This is a genomic window from Halomonas ventosae, assembly GCF_004363555.1.
Classification (GTDB): Bacteria; Pseudomonadota; Gammaproteobacteria; order Pseudomonadales; family Halomonadaceae; genus Halomonas; species Halomonas ventosae.
On sequence record NZ_SNZJ01000004.1, the window covers coordinates 104,863 to 118,419 of the forward strand.

At 67.4% G+C, this 13,557-nt stretch carries 14 protein-coding genes and 6 tRNA genes; 7 read left to right on the forward strand and 13 right to left on the reverse strand.

Going from position 1 to position 13,557, the window contains the following annotated elements; genetic code table 11:
* Position 1: 1 nt before the first annotated feature.
* From DFP85_RS04560 to DFP85_RS04570, 3 genes are all read right to left on the reverse strand, one after another.
* On the reverse strand, positions 2-775 hold the full coding sequence (locus DFP85_RS04560; protein ID WP_106230216.1) for an ABC transporter permease: 774 nt from the start codon (positions 773-775) through the stop codon (positions 2-4).
* Entirely contained in the window at positions 772-1,734 is a 963-nt protein-coding gene (locus DFP85_RS04565) for an ABC transporter ATP-binding protein (RefSeq protein ID WP_133635133.1), read from the reverse strand. Before DFP85_RS04565 ends, DFP85_RS04560 begins: the two co-directional genes overlap by 4 nt.
* 68 nt (positions 1,735-1,802) lie before the next feature.
* Positions 1,803-2,234 (reverse strand): MarR family winged helix-turn-helix transcriptional regulator, encoded by a 432-nt coding sequence (locus DFP85_RS04570; protein ID WP_133635134.1) that lies wholly within the window; start codon positions 2,232-2,234, stop codon positions 1,803-1,805.
* 86 nt (positions 2,235-2,320) lie between these two features.
* Here DFP85_RS04570 and DFP85_RS04575 point away from each other — a divergent pair, with 86 nt between their 5' ends.
* On the forward strand, positions 2,321-2,887 hold the full coding sequence (locus tag DFP85_RS04575) for a YIP1 family protein (protein WP_133635135.1): 567 nt from the start codon (positions 2,321-2,323) through the stop codon (positions 2,885-2,887).
* Positions 2,888-2,948: 61 nt separating this feature from the next.
* On the opposite strand, the gene DFP85_RS04580 is transcribed toward DFP85_RS04575, so the two are convergent.
* From DFP85_RS04580 to DFP85_RS04605, 6 genes are all read right to left on the reverse strand, one after another.
* Positions 2,949-3,023 (reverse strand) — tRNA-Gly (locus DFP85_RS04580).
* Positions 3,024-3,049: 26 nt separating this feature from the next.
* A tRNA-Glu gene (locus DFP85_RS04585) sits at positions 3,050-3,125 on the reverse strand.
* Between the two features lie 90 nt (positions 3,126-3,215).
* Positions 3,216-3,290: transfer RNA gene (locus DFP85_RS04590), tRNA-Gly, on the reverse strand.
* A 26-nt stretch (positions 3,291-3,316) separates the two neighbouring features.
* Positions 3,317-3,392, reverse strand: a tRNA-Glu gene (locus tag DFP85_RS04595).
* 18 nt (positions 3,393-3,410) lie between these two features.
* Positions 3,411-3,485: transfer RNA gene (locus DFP85_RS04600), tRNA-Gly, on the reverse strand.
* 23 nt (positions 3,486-3,508) lie between these two features.
* Positions 3,509-3,584: transfer RNA gene (locus DFP85_RS04605), tRNA-Glu, on the reverse strand.
* A 192-nt stretch (positions 3,585-3,776) separates the two neighbouring features.
* Here DFP85_RS04605 and msrB point away from each other — a divergent pair.
* From msrB to htpX, 4 genes are all read left to right on the forward strand, one after another.
* Entirely contained in the window at positions 3,777-4,178 is a 402-nt protein-coding gene (msrB, locus tag DFP85_RS04610; protein WP_133635136.1) for a peptide-methionine (R)-S-oxide reductase MsrB, read from the forward strand.
* 90 nt (positions 4,179-4,268) lie between these two features.
* Positions 4,269-5,234 carry a ribosome biogenesis GTPase YlqF gene (ylqF, locus tag DFP85_RS04615; RefSeq protein WP_133635137.1) on the forward strand — a complete coding sequence of 322 codons (966 nt, stop codon included), beginning with the start codon at positions 4,269-4,271 and terminating at the stop codon, positions 5,232-5,234.
* A gap of 76 nt (positions 5,235-5,310) precedes the next feature.
* The gene (locus DFP85_RS04620) at positions 5,311-6,540 is read left to right on the forward strand and encodes a pyridoxal phosphate-dependent aminotransferase (protein WP_133635138.1); all 1,230 of its coding nucleotides are present in this window, start codon (positions 5,311-5,313) and stop codon (positions 6,538-6,540) included.
* A gap of 119 nt (positions 6,541-6,659) precedes the next feature.
* A complete protein-coding gene (gene htpX, locus DFP85_RS04625; RefSeq protein WP_133635139.1) occupies positions 6,660-7,565 on the forward strand; it encodes a protease HtpX in 906 nt (301 codons plus the stop codon).
* Positions 7,566-7,727: 162 nt separating this feature from the next.
* Here htpX and pdxB read toward each other — a convergent pair whose 3' ends face one another.
* Entirely contained in the window at positions 7,728-8,891 is a 1,164-nt protein-coding gene (gene pdxB / locus DFP85_RS04630) for a 4-phosphoerythronate dehydrogenase PdxB (protein ID WP_133635140.1), read from the reverse strand.
* 116 nt (positions 8,892-9,007) lie between these two features.
* On the opposite strand from pdxB, the gene DFP85_RS04635 reads away from it, so the two are divergent.
* The gene (locus DFP85_RS04635) at positions 9,008-9,289 is read left to right on the forward strand and encodes a hypothetical protein (protein WP_133635141.1); all 282 of its coding nucleotides are present in this window, start codon (positions 9,008-9,010) and stop codon (positions 9,287-9,289) included.
* A gap of 24 nt (positions 9,290-9,313) precedes the next feature.
* On the opposite strand, the gene DFP85_RS04640 is transcribed toward DFP85_RS04635, so the two are convergent.
* Entirely contained in the window at positions 9,314-9,670 is a 357-nt protein-coding gene (locus tag DFP85_RS04640; protein WP_133635142.1) for a glutaredoxin family protein, read from the reverse strand.
* Entirely contained in the window at positions 9,667-11,871 is a 2,205-nt protein-coding gene (gene rlmKL / locus DFP85_RS04645) for a bifunctional 23S rRNA (guanine(2069)-N(7))-methyltransferase RlmK/23S rRNA (guanine(2445)-N(2))-methyltransferase RlmL (RefSeq protein ID WP_133635143.1), read from the reverse strand. Before rlmKL ends, DFP85_RS04640 begins: the two co-directional genes overlap by 4 nt.
* Before the next feature lie 261 nt (positions 11,872-12,132).
* On the opposite strand from rlmKL, the gene rmf reads away from it, so the two are divergent.
* A complete protein-coding gene (gene rmf / locus DFP85_RS04650; RefSeq protein WP_082042631.1) occupies positions 12,133-12,339 on the forward strand; it encodes a ribosome modulation factor in 207 nt (68 codons plus the stop codon).
* A 102-nt stretch (positions 12,340-12,441) separates the two neighbouring features.
* On the opposite strand, the gene DFP85_RS04655 is transcribed toward rmf, so the two are convergent.
* Positions 12,442-13,467, reverse strand: a complete 1,026-nt coding sequence (locus tag DFP85_RS04655) for a quinone-dependent dihydroorotate dehydrogenase (RefSeq protein WP_133635144.1) — start codon at positions 13,465-13,467, stop codon at positions 12,442-12,444.
* Positions 13,468-13,557: the final 90 nt, after the last annotated feature.

Sequence of the window (13,557 nt, forward strand, 5' to 3'; positions counted from 1 at the left end):
GTCAGCTCCTGATGCCCTTGCCGCGATTCAGCATCCACAGCGCTACCCCGAAGAGCACGCTGATGAAGGCCAGAATGGCGGCCAGCGCCCAGCCCACGGGGATGTCGGAGACGCCGAGGAAGCCGTAGCGGAAGACGTTGACCATGTAGAGGATGGGGTTGAGCATCGAGACGCCCTGCCAGAAGGCCGGCAGCAGCGAGATCGAGTAGAAGACGCCGCCGAGGTAGGTCAGCGGCGTGAGCACGAAGGTCGGCACGATGGAGATGTCATCGAACTTCTTGCCCAGCAGGGCGTTGATGAAGCCGCCGATGGCGAACAGCGCCGCGGTCAGTACCACCACGAACACCGTCAGCAGCGGGTGCGCAACCTCGATGCGGGTGAAGAACAGCGACACCCCGGTGACGATCAACCCCACGCCGAGGCCGCGGGCCATGCCGCCCAGCACGAAGCCGGTGAGGATCACCCAGTTGGGCATGGGCGAGACCATCATCTCCTCGATGGAGCGCTGGAACTTGTTCGAGAAGAAGCTCGAAGCAACGTTGGAATAGCTGTTGGTGATCACCGCCATCATGATCAGACCCGGGACGATGAAGTCCATGTAGCTGTAACCATCCATCTCGCCGATCCGCGAGCCGATCAGGTTGCCGAATATGATGAAGTACATGGTCATGGTGATCGAGGGCGGCAACAGGGTCTGCGGCCAGATCCGCGTAAAGCGCTTGACCTCCTTGTGCACCAGGGTCCAGAGGGCGATGGCGATCTGGGTCGGGTTCATGCGCGTGCCTCCGCCTTATCCGCCGCCGCCTTGTCGCTGTTGCCCTGCTCCACCATGGAGACGAACATCTCCTCTAGCCGGTTGGCGCGGTTGCGCATCGACATCACCTGCAGCCCCTGGGCGCTGAGCGCCTCGAAGACATCGTTGAGGCGCTGGCCGCGGTGCACCACCACCGCCAGCTGGGCGGCATCGACCCGGCTCACCTCGAAGCCCGCCACCTCGGGGGCAGCCTCGATCGGGTGCGCCAGGTCCAGCAGGAAGGTCTCGGTATCCAGCTCGGCGAGCAGCTCACGTACGCTGGTGTTCCGGATGATCTCGCCGTGGTTGATGATCCCCACGTTGCGGCACAGGCTCTCGGCCTCCTCCAGGTAGTGGGTGGTGAGGATGATGGTGGTGCCCTCGTCGCGATTGATGCGGCGCATGTATTCCCACATGCTGCGGCGCAGCTCGATATCCACGCCGGCGGTGGGCTCGTCGAGGATCAGCAGCCGTGGCCGGTGCATCAGGGCACGGGCGATCATCAGCCGACGTTTCATGCCCCCGGAGAGCATCCGCGCGCTGCCGTTGCGCTTGTCCCAGAGGCCCAGGTCGCGCAGCAGCTCCTCGGCCCTTGGCAGTGCCTCGCGGCGCGACATGCCGTAGTAGCCGGCCTGGGCCAGCACGATGTCGATGACCTTCTCGAACTGGTTGAAGTTGAACTCCTGGGGCACCACGCCGAGATGGTACTTGGCACGGGCGAAGTCCCGGTCGATGTCGATGCCGAAGATCGAGACGCTGCCCGCCGTCTTCTGGACCAGCGAGCAGACCACGCCCAGGGTGGTGGACTTGCCTGCGCCGTTGGGCCCCAGCAGGGCATAGAAGTCGCCCTCGGCGACGTCGAGGTCGATGCCCTTCAGGGCCTGGAAGCCATTGCCGTAGACCTTGGTCAGGCCACGGATGGACAGTGCCGGTTCGGCCATGTGCGATCCCGTCAGAGAAATGAAAGTCGTCGAGAGAACCCGATGAGATGGGGATGGCCCGGGAAACTTCAAGGTTCCCCCTCCCAGCCCGGCAGCGAGAACTCCTCCTGCAGGTGGCGGAGTTCGGGCTGGTGCAGGGCCGCGATGCGCTCGGCCAGCTCTGCGCCCCTGGCGAGCAGGTGCACCTCCATGCGGCGACGATCGGCCCGCCCGGGCCGGCGCTCCACCAGGCCGGCCTCCTCGCAGCGCCCGACCAGCGCCACGGTGCCGTGGTGCTTGGCCTGCAGCCGCTCGGCCAGCTCACCGACGCTCGCCCACTCGCGCCCCGCGAAGCCCTTCAGGTGCAGCAGCAGCTGGTACTGCAGGGGGGTGAGGCCGTGGTCACGACAGATGTCCTCGCTCTGGCGCAGGAAGCAGCGCAGCCGGTAGCGGAAGTGCGAGAGGCGCTCGAAGTCCTGCTTGGTCAGGGACTCGGGGCTCGGATCGAGGTCTCGGGGCATGGTGGACTCCTTGACAGCGGGTGACACGGAGACTAATACATATCATAACATGATATAAAACAGCGATCCTGACCACGAGGTGCCCCATGAACGCCATGACCCTCTTCCGCCTGCCCTTCTCGCGCACTGCGGGCTGGAAGGAGCTCCAGCAGCGGCGCATCCCGATCCCGAGCCTGGCCTGGCTGGTGGTCCTGCCGATGTCGTTGCTCCCCCCGCTGATGCTCTACTATGCCGGCACCCACTACGGTGACGACTTCGTCACCGGCTTCGCCGAACGCCCCTGGCGGTTCATCACCACCATCCTCTTCCTGGCCGAGCTGCTGACCTTCTTCGTCATGGGCTGGCTGATCCATGCCGTGGTCAACGGCCAGGAGGAACTGTCGATCGATTACCACGATGCCTACCTGCTGGCCGCCATGGCTCCGCTGCCGTTGTGGAGCGCCTCGCTGTTGCTGTTCGTGCCCAGCCTGCTGCTCAACGCCCTGGCCGTGCTGGTGGCGCTGGGGATCTCGTGCAGCCTGATCTACCACGGCCTGCAGGGGCTGTGCCGGCGAGGGGATGACGACCTGGTGGCCCAGTCGGCGACCTACACCATCATGGCGTCCGGCGTGCTGGCGTGGGGCGTGCTGATGGCCGTGGTCTGGGCATACTGATCCGCCTACCCGGGGAGGCCGCAAGGATTCCGGACGGAGCGAAGAATTAGAATAAATCGATTGGAGCGGGAAACGAGATTCGAACTCGCGACCCTCGCCTTGGCAAGGCGATGCTCTACCACTGAGCTATTCCCGCCTGGAAGGAGTGACATGCGAGCGAGGTGGCGTCCCATAGGGGGTTCGAACCCCTGTTACCGCCGTGAAAGGGCGGTGTCCTAGGCCACTAGACGAATGGGACGCATGGAGCGGGAAACGAGATTCAGCCGGGCTGGCGTTCCAGCTCGCGACTCTCACTATCCAACTCTTGGCCCATCTGCCCGAAGGAAGATGGAGCGGGAAACGAGATTCGAACTCGCGACCCTCGCCTTGGCAAGGCGATGCTCTACCACTGAGCTATTCCCGCAGGTCTCGCACTGTCAATACCGGAAGTGGCGTCCCATAGGGGGTTCGAACCCCTGTTACCGCCGTGAAAGGGCGGTGTCCTGGACCACTAGACGAATGGGACGCATAAGCTATTTTAGCTTGGAGCGGGAAACGAGATTCGAACTCGCGACCCTCGCCTTGGCAAGGCGATGCTCTACCACTGAGCTATTCCCGCACTCCAGTACCTGATGAGTCGAGTGGCGTCCCATAGGGGGTTCGAACCCCTGTTACCGCCGTGAAAGGGCGGTGTCCTGGACCACTAGACGAATGGGACGCAATGTCTCGCCTCGTCGAGGTGCGGCGAATATTACCCAGCACCCGGGAAGCTGTCAAGCGGGTCTCGCCGGACGTTGATATCCCGTGACGGAACCTGCCCGATGACTGGAAACACCCGCCCCTGTTGATGTCAGAATGGGAGTGACACGCGCGGGGGCCGCCCCCGGCGCCAAGACAAGGAGCAGAGGCCATGCGCAGCAAGATCCAGAAGAGCGGTGCCGAATGGCAGCAGCAGCTGACGCCCGAGCAGTACCGCGTCACCCGCGAGAAAGGCACCGAGCCGCCCTTCAGCGGCCACTACCACGTGAGTGACGAGCACGGCATCTACCACTGTGTCTGTTGCAACGCCCCGCTGTTCGAGAACGAGCACAAGTTCGACGCCGGCTGCGGCTGGCCCAGCTTCGACCGTCCCTTCACGCCGAGCTGCGTGGCGGAGCAGACCGATACCAGCCACGGCATGCAGCGCACCGAAGTGACCTGCGCCCGCTGCGATGCCCATCTCGGGCACGTGTTCCCGGATGGCCCCCAGGAGACCACCGGGCTGCGCTACTGCATCAATTCGGTGGCGATCCAGTTCCACGCCGGGGAGTAGTCCCGGCGCATCTCCGCCTTCCCCTGACACGGCCGCCCATCTGCTATGATGGGCGGCCGTTTTCATTCATGCGCATGCAGGAGAGGCTCGATGCTCGGCTGGTACCCGGGACACATGAACAAGGCGCGCCGGCAGATCCTCGAGGCGCTGCCGGAGATCGACGTGGTGATCGAGGTCCTCGACGCCCGCCTGCCCTACTCCAGCGCCAACCCCATGCTGGCCGAGCTGACCCGTCACAAGCCGGTGTTGAAGATCCTCTCGCGGGCCGACCTCGCCGACCCCGAGCGGACCCGCGAGTGGGTCAGCTTCTTCGACGCCCAGGACGACATGCGGGCCCTGGCGGTGACCACTACCCAGGCCCGGGAGCTCAAGCGCATCCCGAAGCTATGCCATGAGCTGGCCGGTCAGGTGCGCGCCGACCGCGACGTGCGGGTGATGGTCATGGGCATTCCCAACGTCGGCAAGTCGACCCTGATCAACGGCCTGGCCGGGCGCACCATCGCCAAGACCGGCAACGAGCCGGCGGTGACCAAGCGCCAGCAGAAGGTGCGCATCGGCGGCCGCGTGGCGCTGATCGATACCCCCGGGGTGCTGTGGCCCAAGATCGAGGACCAGGCCAGCGCCCACCGCCTGGCCGCCAGCGGTGCCATCCGCGACACCGCCATCGACTACGTGGAGGTCGCCGTGGTCGCCGCCGCCGAACTGGCCAGGCGCTACCCCGAGGCCCTCAAGGCGCGCTACAAGCTCAAGTCCCTGCCCGAGTACGCCCCCCACCCCGAGGCCGGGCTGGTCGAGGCCGATGGCCCGGAGCGGGTCGACCTGCTCGCGCTGGCCGGCTTCGATGGCCATGCGATCCTTGCCGAGATCGCCGCCAGGCGCGGCGGGCTGCGCCCCGGTGGCGAGGTCGACCTGCACCGCGGTGCCGAGGTGCTGCTCCACGAGCTGCGCGACGGCAAGCTGGGCCGGCTGACCCTGGAGACCCCGGCGGACATCCCGCCCGAGCCCGAACCCGACGCCGCCGACGCGGTTGGTGGCGACGGTGCCGAGCCCGCATAATCACCGGCAACACTTCCCCGAGACGACGCCCGCCCCGGCAGAGGCGGCACACCGACACCACTGGATCTCAGCGCCCATGGACACTCCCCCGATCAGGAAATCGCACAAGCTCGAGAACGTCTGCTACGACATCCGCGGCCCGGTGCTCGAGCACGCCAAGCGGCTCGAGGAGGAAGGCCAGCGCGTCCTCAAGCTGAACATCGGCAACCCCGCCCCCTTCGGCTTCGAGGCACCGGAGGAGATCCTCCAGGACGTGATGCGCAACCTGCCCACCGCTCAGGGCTACTGCGACTCCAAGGGGCTCTACTCGGCGCGCAAGGCGATCATGCAGGAGTGCCAGCGCAAGGAGATTCCCGGCGTCGGCATCGAGGACATCTACATCGGCAATGGTGTCTCCGAGCTGATCGTGATGGCCATGCAGGCGCTGCTCAACGACGGCGACGAGGTGCTGATCCCTGCCCCGGACTACCCGCTGTGGACCGCGGCGGCCAACCTCTCGGGCGGCCATGCCGTGCACTACCTGTGCGACGAGCAGGCCGACTGGGCGCCGGACATGGCCGACATCCGCGCCAAGGTCACCGCCCACACCCGGGCGATCGTGATCATCAACCCCAACAACCCCACCGGGGCCGTCTACCCGCCGGCGGTGGTGCACGAGCTGCTGGAGATCGCCCGGGAACACGACCTGGTGGTGTTTTCTGATGAGATCTACGACAAGATCCTCTACGACGGGGTCGAGCATGTCTCCACCGGGGCCCTGGCCGGCGAGGACCAGCTGGTGGTGACCATGAACGGGCTCTCCAAGAGCTATCGCTGCGCCGGTTTCCGCAGCGGCTGGATGATCCTCTCGGGGAACATCGCCAAGCAGCGCGCGGCCGACTTCATCCAGGGGCTGACCATGCTGGCCTCGATGCGCCTGTGTGCCAACGTGCCGGCGCAGCACGCCATCCAGACCGCCCTGGGGGGCTACCAGTCGATCAACGACCTGATCCTGCCCGGCGGCCGCCTGCTCGCCCAGCGCGACATCACCGTCGAGAAACTCAACGCCATCCCCGGGGTCAGCTGCACCCGGCCCAAGGGGGCGCTCTACGCCTTCCCGAAGCTCGACCCCAAGGTGTTCAACATCCGCGACGACCAGCAACTGGTGCTCGACCTGCTGCTGCAGGAGAAGATCCTGCTGGTGCAGGGCACCGCCTTCAACTGGCCCGACCCCGACCATGTGCGCATCGTCACGCTGCCCTGGGCCGACCAGCTCGAGGACGCCCTGGACCGCTTTGCCCGTTTCCTGTCGCGCTACCGCCAGTAGATCGGGGATGCCTTTCTTCCCGCCGCTTGAAACCCGGCGGGGAAGCACGTATCTAAGCAACAGCTTTTGCAGCCCGCAACGTGGGGCGCCCCCTTCCCGACGACTGGAGATTTCCGGCAATGATGAGAATCCTGCTCTTCCTGGGCACCAACCTGGCCGTGATCGTGGTGGCCAGCATCACCCTGCGCCTGCTGGGGGTGGAGGGCTACCTGACCGAACAGGGCATGAACTTCAATGCCCTGCTGATCTTCTGTTTCATCTTCGGCATGGCTGGCTCGATGGTCTCGCTGTTCATCTCCAAGTGGATGGCCAAGCGCACCACCGGCACCGTGATCATCGAGACGCCGTCGAATGCCACCGAGAAGTGGCTGGTGGATACCGTGGCGGAACTGGCCCGCGACGCCGGTATCAAGACCCCCGAGGTGGGCATCTTCCCGGCCCAGCAGTCCAACGCCTTCGCCACCGGCTGGAACAAGGATGACGCCCTGGTGGCGGTCTCCGCCGGCCTGCTCAACCGCATGCGTCCGGAGGAGGTGCGCGCGGTGCTGGCCCACGAGATCGGCCACGTGGCCAACGGCGACATGGTCACCCTGGCGCTGATCCAGGGCGTGCTCAACACCTTCGTGATGTTCTTCGCGCGGGTGGTCGCCCACCTGGTCGACGGCTTCCTGAAGAGTCGCAGCGACGGAGAAGGGGGCCTGGGTTTCATGGGCTACTTCGCGGTGGTAATCGTCGCCGAGATCGTCTTCGGGCTGATCGCCTCGGCCATCGTCGCCTGGTTCTCGCGCTTCCGGGAGTATCGCGCGGACAGCGCCGGCGCTCACCTCGCCGGCAGCGGGGCCATGATCAACGCCCTGGCCCGCCTCAAGGCCGAGACAGAGATGCCGGACCAGATGCCGGACACCATGCGGGCCATGGCCATCACCAAGGGTCAGACGCGCTCGCTGATGGAGAAGCTGTTCGCCAGCCACCCGCCGCTGGATGATCGCATCCGTGCATTGAAGGAAGCGGCCTACCGGCAGTAACGGCGATCCGCGGCGGGGGTCACCCGCCGCTGCTCTCTGTACAGGCCGCATCCGTGCGTTGAAGGCAGCGACCTATAGGCAATAGCCACAGCGGATAACACCTCGCAGTGAGCCATCGCGATAACATCAGCGGGCCCGCTGATGTTTGCCGCCCCATCGTCGTCAGGCAGTGGCGGTCTCGACCCGGAAGCCCGCGCCTGACAGCAGCGGTGCGAGCTCCCAAGCCCCCTCGCGAAGCTCTATGGCGAGGGTCGCGCACTCCCGACGCAGCGGATAGGCCGCCCGGCAGGCATCGAAGCCCTTGGCCATGCCCTGGCGACGGGCCTCGCGGTGCAGGCTATCGTGGTCACGCCGCACGTCGTAGACGGCGCGAAGGCACAGGCGCAGCGCCTCCTCGGGGCCGAGGCCGGCGTCCAGCGCCAGGCGCCTGACCGGGGGAGCCGGTGCGAGGTCTGCCAGCGTCAGCCGCGCCGGCAGGCCTACATGGCGGGCCAGGGCGCGGTAGATCCGGTGGGTGCCGCGCAGCTTGCCGTCCAGGCTGTAGCCGGCGACATGCGGCGTGGCAATGGCGGCGAGGTCCGCCAGGCCGCTGTCGATGGTGGGCTCGTGCTCCCAGACATCGAGCACCGCGCTGACATCGCCCTGCCCCGCCAGCCGCTGACGCAGCGCCTGGCCATCCACGCAGTCGCCGCGTCCGGCGTTGAGCAGCACGCTGCCCGGGGCCAGGGCCGCGATGCGCTGGGCATCGAGCAGGTGGTGCGTCGGGTAGGGCTCCTCGGTCACCAGCGGGGTATGCAGGCAGAGCACGTCGCATTCGTCGATCAGGGTGTCCAGGTCCACGAAGCCGGCCAGCCCCTCGGCACCCTCCGCCGCCACGCGGGGCGGGTCACAGGCCAGGCAGTCGACGCCCATCGCCGTGAGACGCGCCAGCAAGCGCCCGCCCACGTTGCCCACGCCGACGATGCCGACGCGGCGCTCGATCAACCGCCATCCCTGGCGCTCGGCCAGGGTCGAGAGGCTGCCCAGCACGTAGTCCACCACCGCCTCGGCGTTGCAGCCCGGGGCGCTGGCGAAGGCGATGCCGCGCTCGGCCAGGGCCCGCTCGTCCACATGGTCGGTGCCGATGGTGCAGGTCCCGACAAAGCGCAGCCGGGAAGCTCGCGCCAGCAGGGCCTCGTCGACGCGGGTGATGGAGCGCACCACCAGGGCGTCGGCCTCCTGCAGCGCGTCGGCATCGATCTCGCGCCCCGGCAGGCGGACCACCTCGCCCAGTTCCCCGAAACATTTCTCGGCGGCGGGCACGTTGGCATCGACGACGATTCTCATGGCTGGTTCCCTTCCGGCTGGTGATACGACTTGTTCAGTGTGCCCAAGCCCTTACAATACCGCCATTGCCACTCGCGCGCCGCAGGCCTGCGGCGCCCTCCACCTCGGGAGCTGCCGTGATCGTCCGCTGGGAAACCGACCATGACTATGTGCTGGTGCATGTCCATCAGGACATGTTCGGCGACTGGATCTTCAGCCGTGCCTGGGGGCAGATCGGCACCCAGTTCGGCGGCCTGAAGCATCGCCTGGCCGATGACCACGACCAGGCGATGATGTGGCTGGCTGACGAGACCACCATCCTGTCCTCGCGGGGCTTTCGCAAGGTGCTGGAGGTGGAGGCCGAGAGTGCCGAGGGACGCGACGCCGTCAGCCAGCTCTCGCTGCTGGACTCGCTGTAGCCGCCGGATGCCGGCCGAGGGGGATCAGCCCAGATAGCGCCGCCCGCCGCGCAGGGTTGCCCCCTTCGACGCCCTCTTCGTCACCCCGGGCGACGGCTCGCCACTCAGCTGCTGCAGCTGCTGCCAGGCCGTCTCGTCCAGCCAGCCCCGAGCCGCCAGCCAGGCGGCCAGGCGGTCGGGTTCCATGCCGCGGTCCAGCTCCCGCCCCACCTCGTCCACCAGCACCGGGATGCGCACCCCGTAGCGGGCGACCAGCCCCTCGTCCTCGCTGATCTCGACCCGCTCCAGCCGGTAGCGCTCGGCACACAGGGTCGCCAGCACCGCCTCCAGCTGCTCGCAGAGATGACAGCCCAGGGTGGTATAGAGCCTCAGACGGATCATGCGCCCTCCCGATGGCGAATCAGGAACACATGGTGCAGGTCGGGGTTCCTCGAGAAATCGGGATCGAAGGTGCGCGAGGAGATATCCTCCACCCGGAACTGCTCGGCGAGGTCCGCATCCAGCTTGAAGCGCCGCTGGTTGTTGGAGAACACCAGGGTCCCCCCCGGCGCCAGGCGTGCCATGGCCAGGCGCACCAGTTGGCCGTGGTCGCGCTGGACATCCAGGGTATCGGCCATCTTCTTGGAATTGGAGAAGGTGGGCGGGTCCAGGAAGATCAGGTCGAACTCGCCGCCGGCGGTCGCCAACCAGCGCAGGCAATCGTCACGCACCACCCGATGACACCCGGGGTCGAGCCGGTTGAGGGCGAAGTTGTCCCGGGCCCACTCCAGGTAGGTGTTGGAAAGGTCGACGCTGACGCTCTCGCTGGCCCCGCCGGCCGTCTCCGTGCCCTCTTCCTGCGCTCCGAGGGCGGCCTGGACCGTGGCGGCCCCGGTATAGCAGAAGAGGTTGAGGAAGCGCTTGCCGGAGGCCATCTCGCCGAGCAGCCGGCGAACCGGGCGATGGTCGAGGAAGAGGCCGGTATCCAGGTAGTCGCGCAGGTTGACCCACAGCCGCGCCCGGCCCTCGCGCACCTCGAAGCGCTCACCGCTGGCCGCCTGCTTGCGGTACTGCGCCTTGCCGCTCTGCCGCTCGCGACGCTTGACCACGACCTTCCCGGCATCTACGCCGAGCACCTCGGGAATCACGCCCAGCGCCTCGTGCAGCCGCTTCTGGGCCTGGGCGGCATCCACGGACCTGGGTGGCGCATACTCCTGGACGTGCACCCGGTCGCCGTAGAGGTCGATGGCCAGGGCGTACTCGGGCATGTCGGCATCATAGAGCCGGTAGCAGCTCTCGCCGCTCTTCTTGAGCCACTTCTTCAGCCGCTTGCGGTTCTTCTCCAGGCGATTGGCGAACATCTGCGCCCCCTCGGAGCGCGCGGGGGCAGCCCCCCCGGAGGGCGATTCCTCCGCTTCGGGAATCGCCATCAGCAGCAGCTTCGCTTCCAGGGGGCCGTTGCGCAGCGCGTACTGCTTGCGGGCGCGCAGCCCGATGCGATGCCCGAGGTCCGGGTTGGCGGTGAAGACCGCCAACTGCCAGCCGGGGAAGGCCGCCTTGACCCGCTCGCCGAGCTGGCCGTAGAGGCGCACCAGTTCGGGAAGCTCGCCGAGGCGCTCGCCGTAGGGCGGGTTGGTGATCACCAGCCCGCGGGGGGTGTCAGGCAGCCCCGCGGGGCGCGCGAACCCGGCCAGGGAGGCCCCTTCGAGCTCGATCAGCGCCGGCACGCCGGCGCGCATGGCGTTGGACTTCGCCGCAGCCAGCGCCGGGGGGCTCTCGTCGAAGCCGTAAAGCCGCGAGCGGCAGCGCTTGCGCCCGATGCTGGCCCGTGCCTCGGCCTCGCGCTTGAGCTCCCGCCAGCAGCGCTCGTCGTGGCCGGCCCAGCCGTGGAAGCCGAAGCGCTCCCTGGCCAGACCGGGGGCGATGTCGGCGGCCATCAGGGCGGCCTCGATCAGCAGGGTACCGGCACCACACAGCGGGTCGACCAGCGGCGCCCCCTCCCGGGCCATCGCCGGCCAGCCGGCGCGCACCAGCAGGGCGGCGGCCAGGTTCTCCTTGAGCGGTGCATGGCCCACGTCGCGGCGATAGCCACGGCGGTGGAGGCTGTCGCCCGCGAGGTCCACGCCCAGGGTCAGCCGACCACGGTGCAGGTGGGCATAGAGGCGCAGGTCCGGCTGCCGGGTATCGACGTCGGGCCGCGGCCGACCCTCGGCGTGGAGGCGGTCGACCACCCCGTCCTTGACGGTCTGGGCACCGAAGCGGGTGTGGCGGATCGCCTCGGCGCGGCCATGGAAGTCCACCGCCAGGGTCGCGCCCGGTGCGAGGTGGTCCCGCCAGTCGACGGCCGCGGCGGCGGCCCGCAGCGCCTCGGGAGTCTCGATGCCCTCCCCCTGCGCCAGGCACAGCACCAGCCGGTTGGCCAGCCGCGACCACAGGCAGATGCGGTAGGCGCTCTCGAGGCTCGCGCGCAGGTGGACCCCGGCCACCGTGGTCTTGCCGGGCACGGCACCCAGGGCGGCCAGCTCATCGGCCAGCAGCAGCTCGATGCCCCGCGGGCAGGTGGCCAGAAGATCCAGTGAATCAGGGGAGTGCAGTTCAGTCATGACATATCCATCGGCGTGGCGCCTGGCCGGGGTGAAGGTGTGACAGGCAGGTAAACGCCTTGTTACAAATCATCGGTCGACAATCGTCGTCATCCTGGGCTATCAATGACTGAGTAGCTACTGAATGACGCATGCGTTCTGTCAGCGGGCCTCAAGTCGTCGTGCAGCACGGAGTTGCCGCAGAGACCGATGTCGCCCGGGCAACATGAATCCGGTCTCGAGGCCGGGTTCTCGTCGGTACCTTCATCAAGAGGTAGTCCAATGAAACGACAGAAACGTGATCGCTTCCAGCGTGCCTATGTTCATGGGTACAAGGCGGGTCTCTCAGGTCGTTCCCGCGATGACTGTCCAAGTCAGGATATCAATCTACGCGAGTACTGGATGAGCGGTTGGCGTGAAGGTCGTGGGGATCAATGGTCCGGCATGACGGGAGTCTCCGGCATTCACAAGAACCCCATGGTGATGTGACCCCCGCATTCACCGGGTCATCAGACCATCGTCAGAGGTGTTGACGAACATATCAAGCCCATGGCCCTGCCATGGGCTTTTTAGTGGCCGCCCGCCGGGACCTCACTGCCCGGCGAAGCGGGCCTGAAGTGCCCGGGCACACTCCCCCACCAGCGCCGGCCCGCGATAGATGAAGCCCGAATAGAGCTGCACCAGGTCGGCGCCGGCCGCCACCTTGGCCCGCGCCGCCTCGCCGCTGTCGATGCCGCCCACGCCGATGATCGGCATGCCGGGAAGCCGGCGGCGCAGTTCGCGGATGACCGTGTTCGAGGGTTCGAATACCGGCCTACCGGAGAGCCCCCCCTGCTCGTCGGCATGCGCAAGCCCCGCCACCGCCTCGCGAGAGACGGTGGTATTGGTGGCGATCACCGCGTCGATGCCATTGGCCTCGAGGGTGCGCGCCACCAGGCCGACCTCCTCGTCGCTCATGTCCGGGGCGATCTTCACCGCCAGGGGGACGCGGCGACCGGCCTCCCGGTCGAGCCGGCTTCCCTCCGCGCGCAGGGCACCGAGCAGCGCATCCAGGTGCTCGCCGAACTGGAGGTTGCGCAGCCCCGGGGTATTGGGCGAGGAGATGTTCACTGTGATGTAGTGCGCATGGCCATGCACCTTGCGCAGGCAGGTCAGGTAGTCGTCCACCGCCTGCTCCACCGGGGTGGTGAGGTTCTTGCCGATGTTGATGCCGATCACCCCGTCGTAGCGGCTCGCCTTCACACGCTCGACCAGGTGATCCACCCCGGCATTGTTGAAGCCCATGCGATTGATGATGGCGCCGGCCTCCGGCAGGCGGAACAGCCGCGGCCGGGGGTTGCCGTACTGGGGCCGGGGCGTCACGGTGCCCACCTCGACGAAGCCGAAGCCCAGCGCTCCCAGGGCATCCAGGTGGTCGGCATTCTTGTCCAGCCCGGCGGCCAGGCCAACCCGGTTTGGAAAGCGCAGCCCCATCAGTTCCACCGGGTCCTCGACCCGCCCGCCGCCGAGTCGCTCCGCCAGGCCCAGGCGACCGGCCAGGTCGAGCCCCTTCAGGGCGACGCCGTGGGCGGTCTCGGCGTCCAGGCGAAACAGCAGCGAACGGGCAAGCGAATACATGGCGACTCCGGTCAAGGGGGCGGGCGGGGGCCGCAGAGTATAGCAGTGCCGGTGGCCAGACACGACGCCGACGCCTCAGGCGCCCGACGA

What these genes read in the sequence shown, in the direction of transcription:
- DFP85_RS04560 (WP_106230216.1), bottom strand. Translation starts at nt 775, where the DNA reads ATGAACCCGACCCAGATCGCCATCGCCCTCTGGACCCTGGTGCACAAG.
- DFP85_RS04565 (WP_133635133.1), bottom strand. Translation starts at nt 1,734, where the DNA reads ATGGCCGAACCGGCACTGTCCATCCGTGGCCTGACCAAGGTCTACGGC.
- DFP85_RS04570 (WP_133635134.1), bottom strand. Translation starts at nt 2,234, where the DNA reads ATGCCCCGAGACCTCGATCCGAGCCCCGAGTCCCTGACCAAGCAGGAC.
- DFP85_RS04575 (WP_133635135.1), top strand. Translation starts at nt 2,321, where the DNA reads ATGAACGCCATGACCCTCTTCCGCCTGCCCTTCTCGCGCACTGCGGGC.
- msrB (WP_133635136.1), top strand. Translation starts at nt 3,777, where the DNA reads ATGCGCAGCAAGATCCAGAAGAGCGGTGCCGAATGGCAGCAGCAGCTG.
- ylqF (WP_133635137.1), top strand. Translation starts at nt 4,269, where the DNA reads ATGCTCGGCTGGTACCCGGGACACATGAACAAGGCGCGCCGGCAGATC.
- DFP85_RS04620 (WP_133635138.1), top strand. Translation starts at nt 5,311, where the DNA reads ATGGACACTCCCCCGATCAGGAAATCGCACAAGCTCGAGAACGTCTGC.
- htpX (WP_133635139.1), top strand. Translation starts at nt 6,660, where the DNA reads ATGATGAGAATCCTGCTCTTCCTGGGCACCAACCTGGCCGTGATCGTG.
- pdxB (WP_133635140.1), bottom strand. Translation starts at nt 8,891, where the DNA reads ATGAGAATCGTCGTCGATGCCAACGTGCCCGCCGCCGAGAAATGTTTC.
- DFP85_RS04640 (WP_133635142.1), bottom strand. Translation starts at nt 9,670, where the DNA reads ATGATCCGTCTGAGGCTCTATACCACCCTGGGCTGTCATCTCTGCGAG.
- rlmKL (WP_133635143.1), bottom strand. Translation starts at nt 11,871, where the DNA reads ATGACTGAACTGCACTCCCCTGATTCACTGGATCTTCTGGCCACCTGC.
- rmf (WP_082042631.1), top strand. Translation starts at nt 12,133, where the DNA reads ATGAAACGACAGAAACGTGATCGCTTCCAGCGTGCCTATGTTCATGGG.
- DFP85_RS04655 (WP_133635144.1), bottom strand. Translation starts at nt 13,467, where the DNA reads ATGTATTCGCTTGCCCGTTCGCTGCTGTTTCGCCTGGACGCCGAGACC.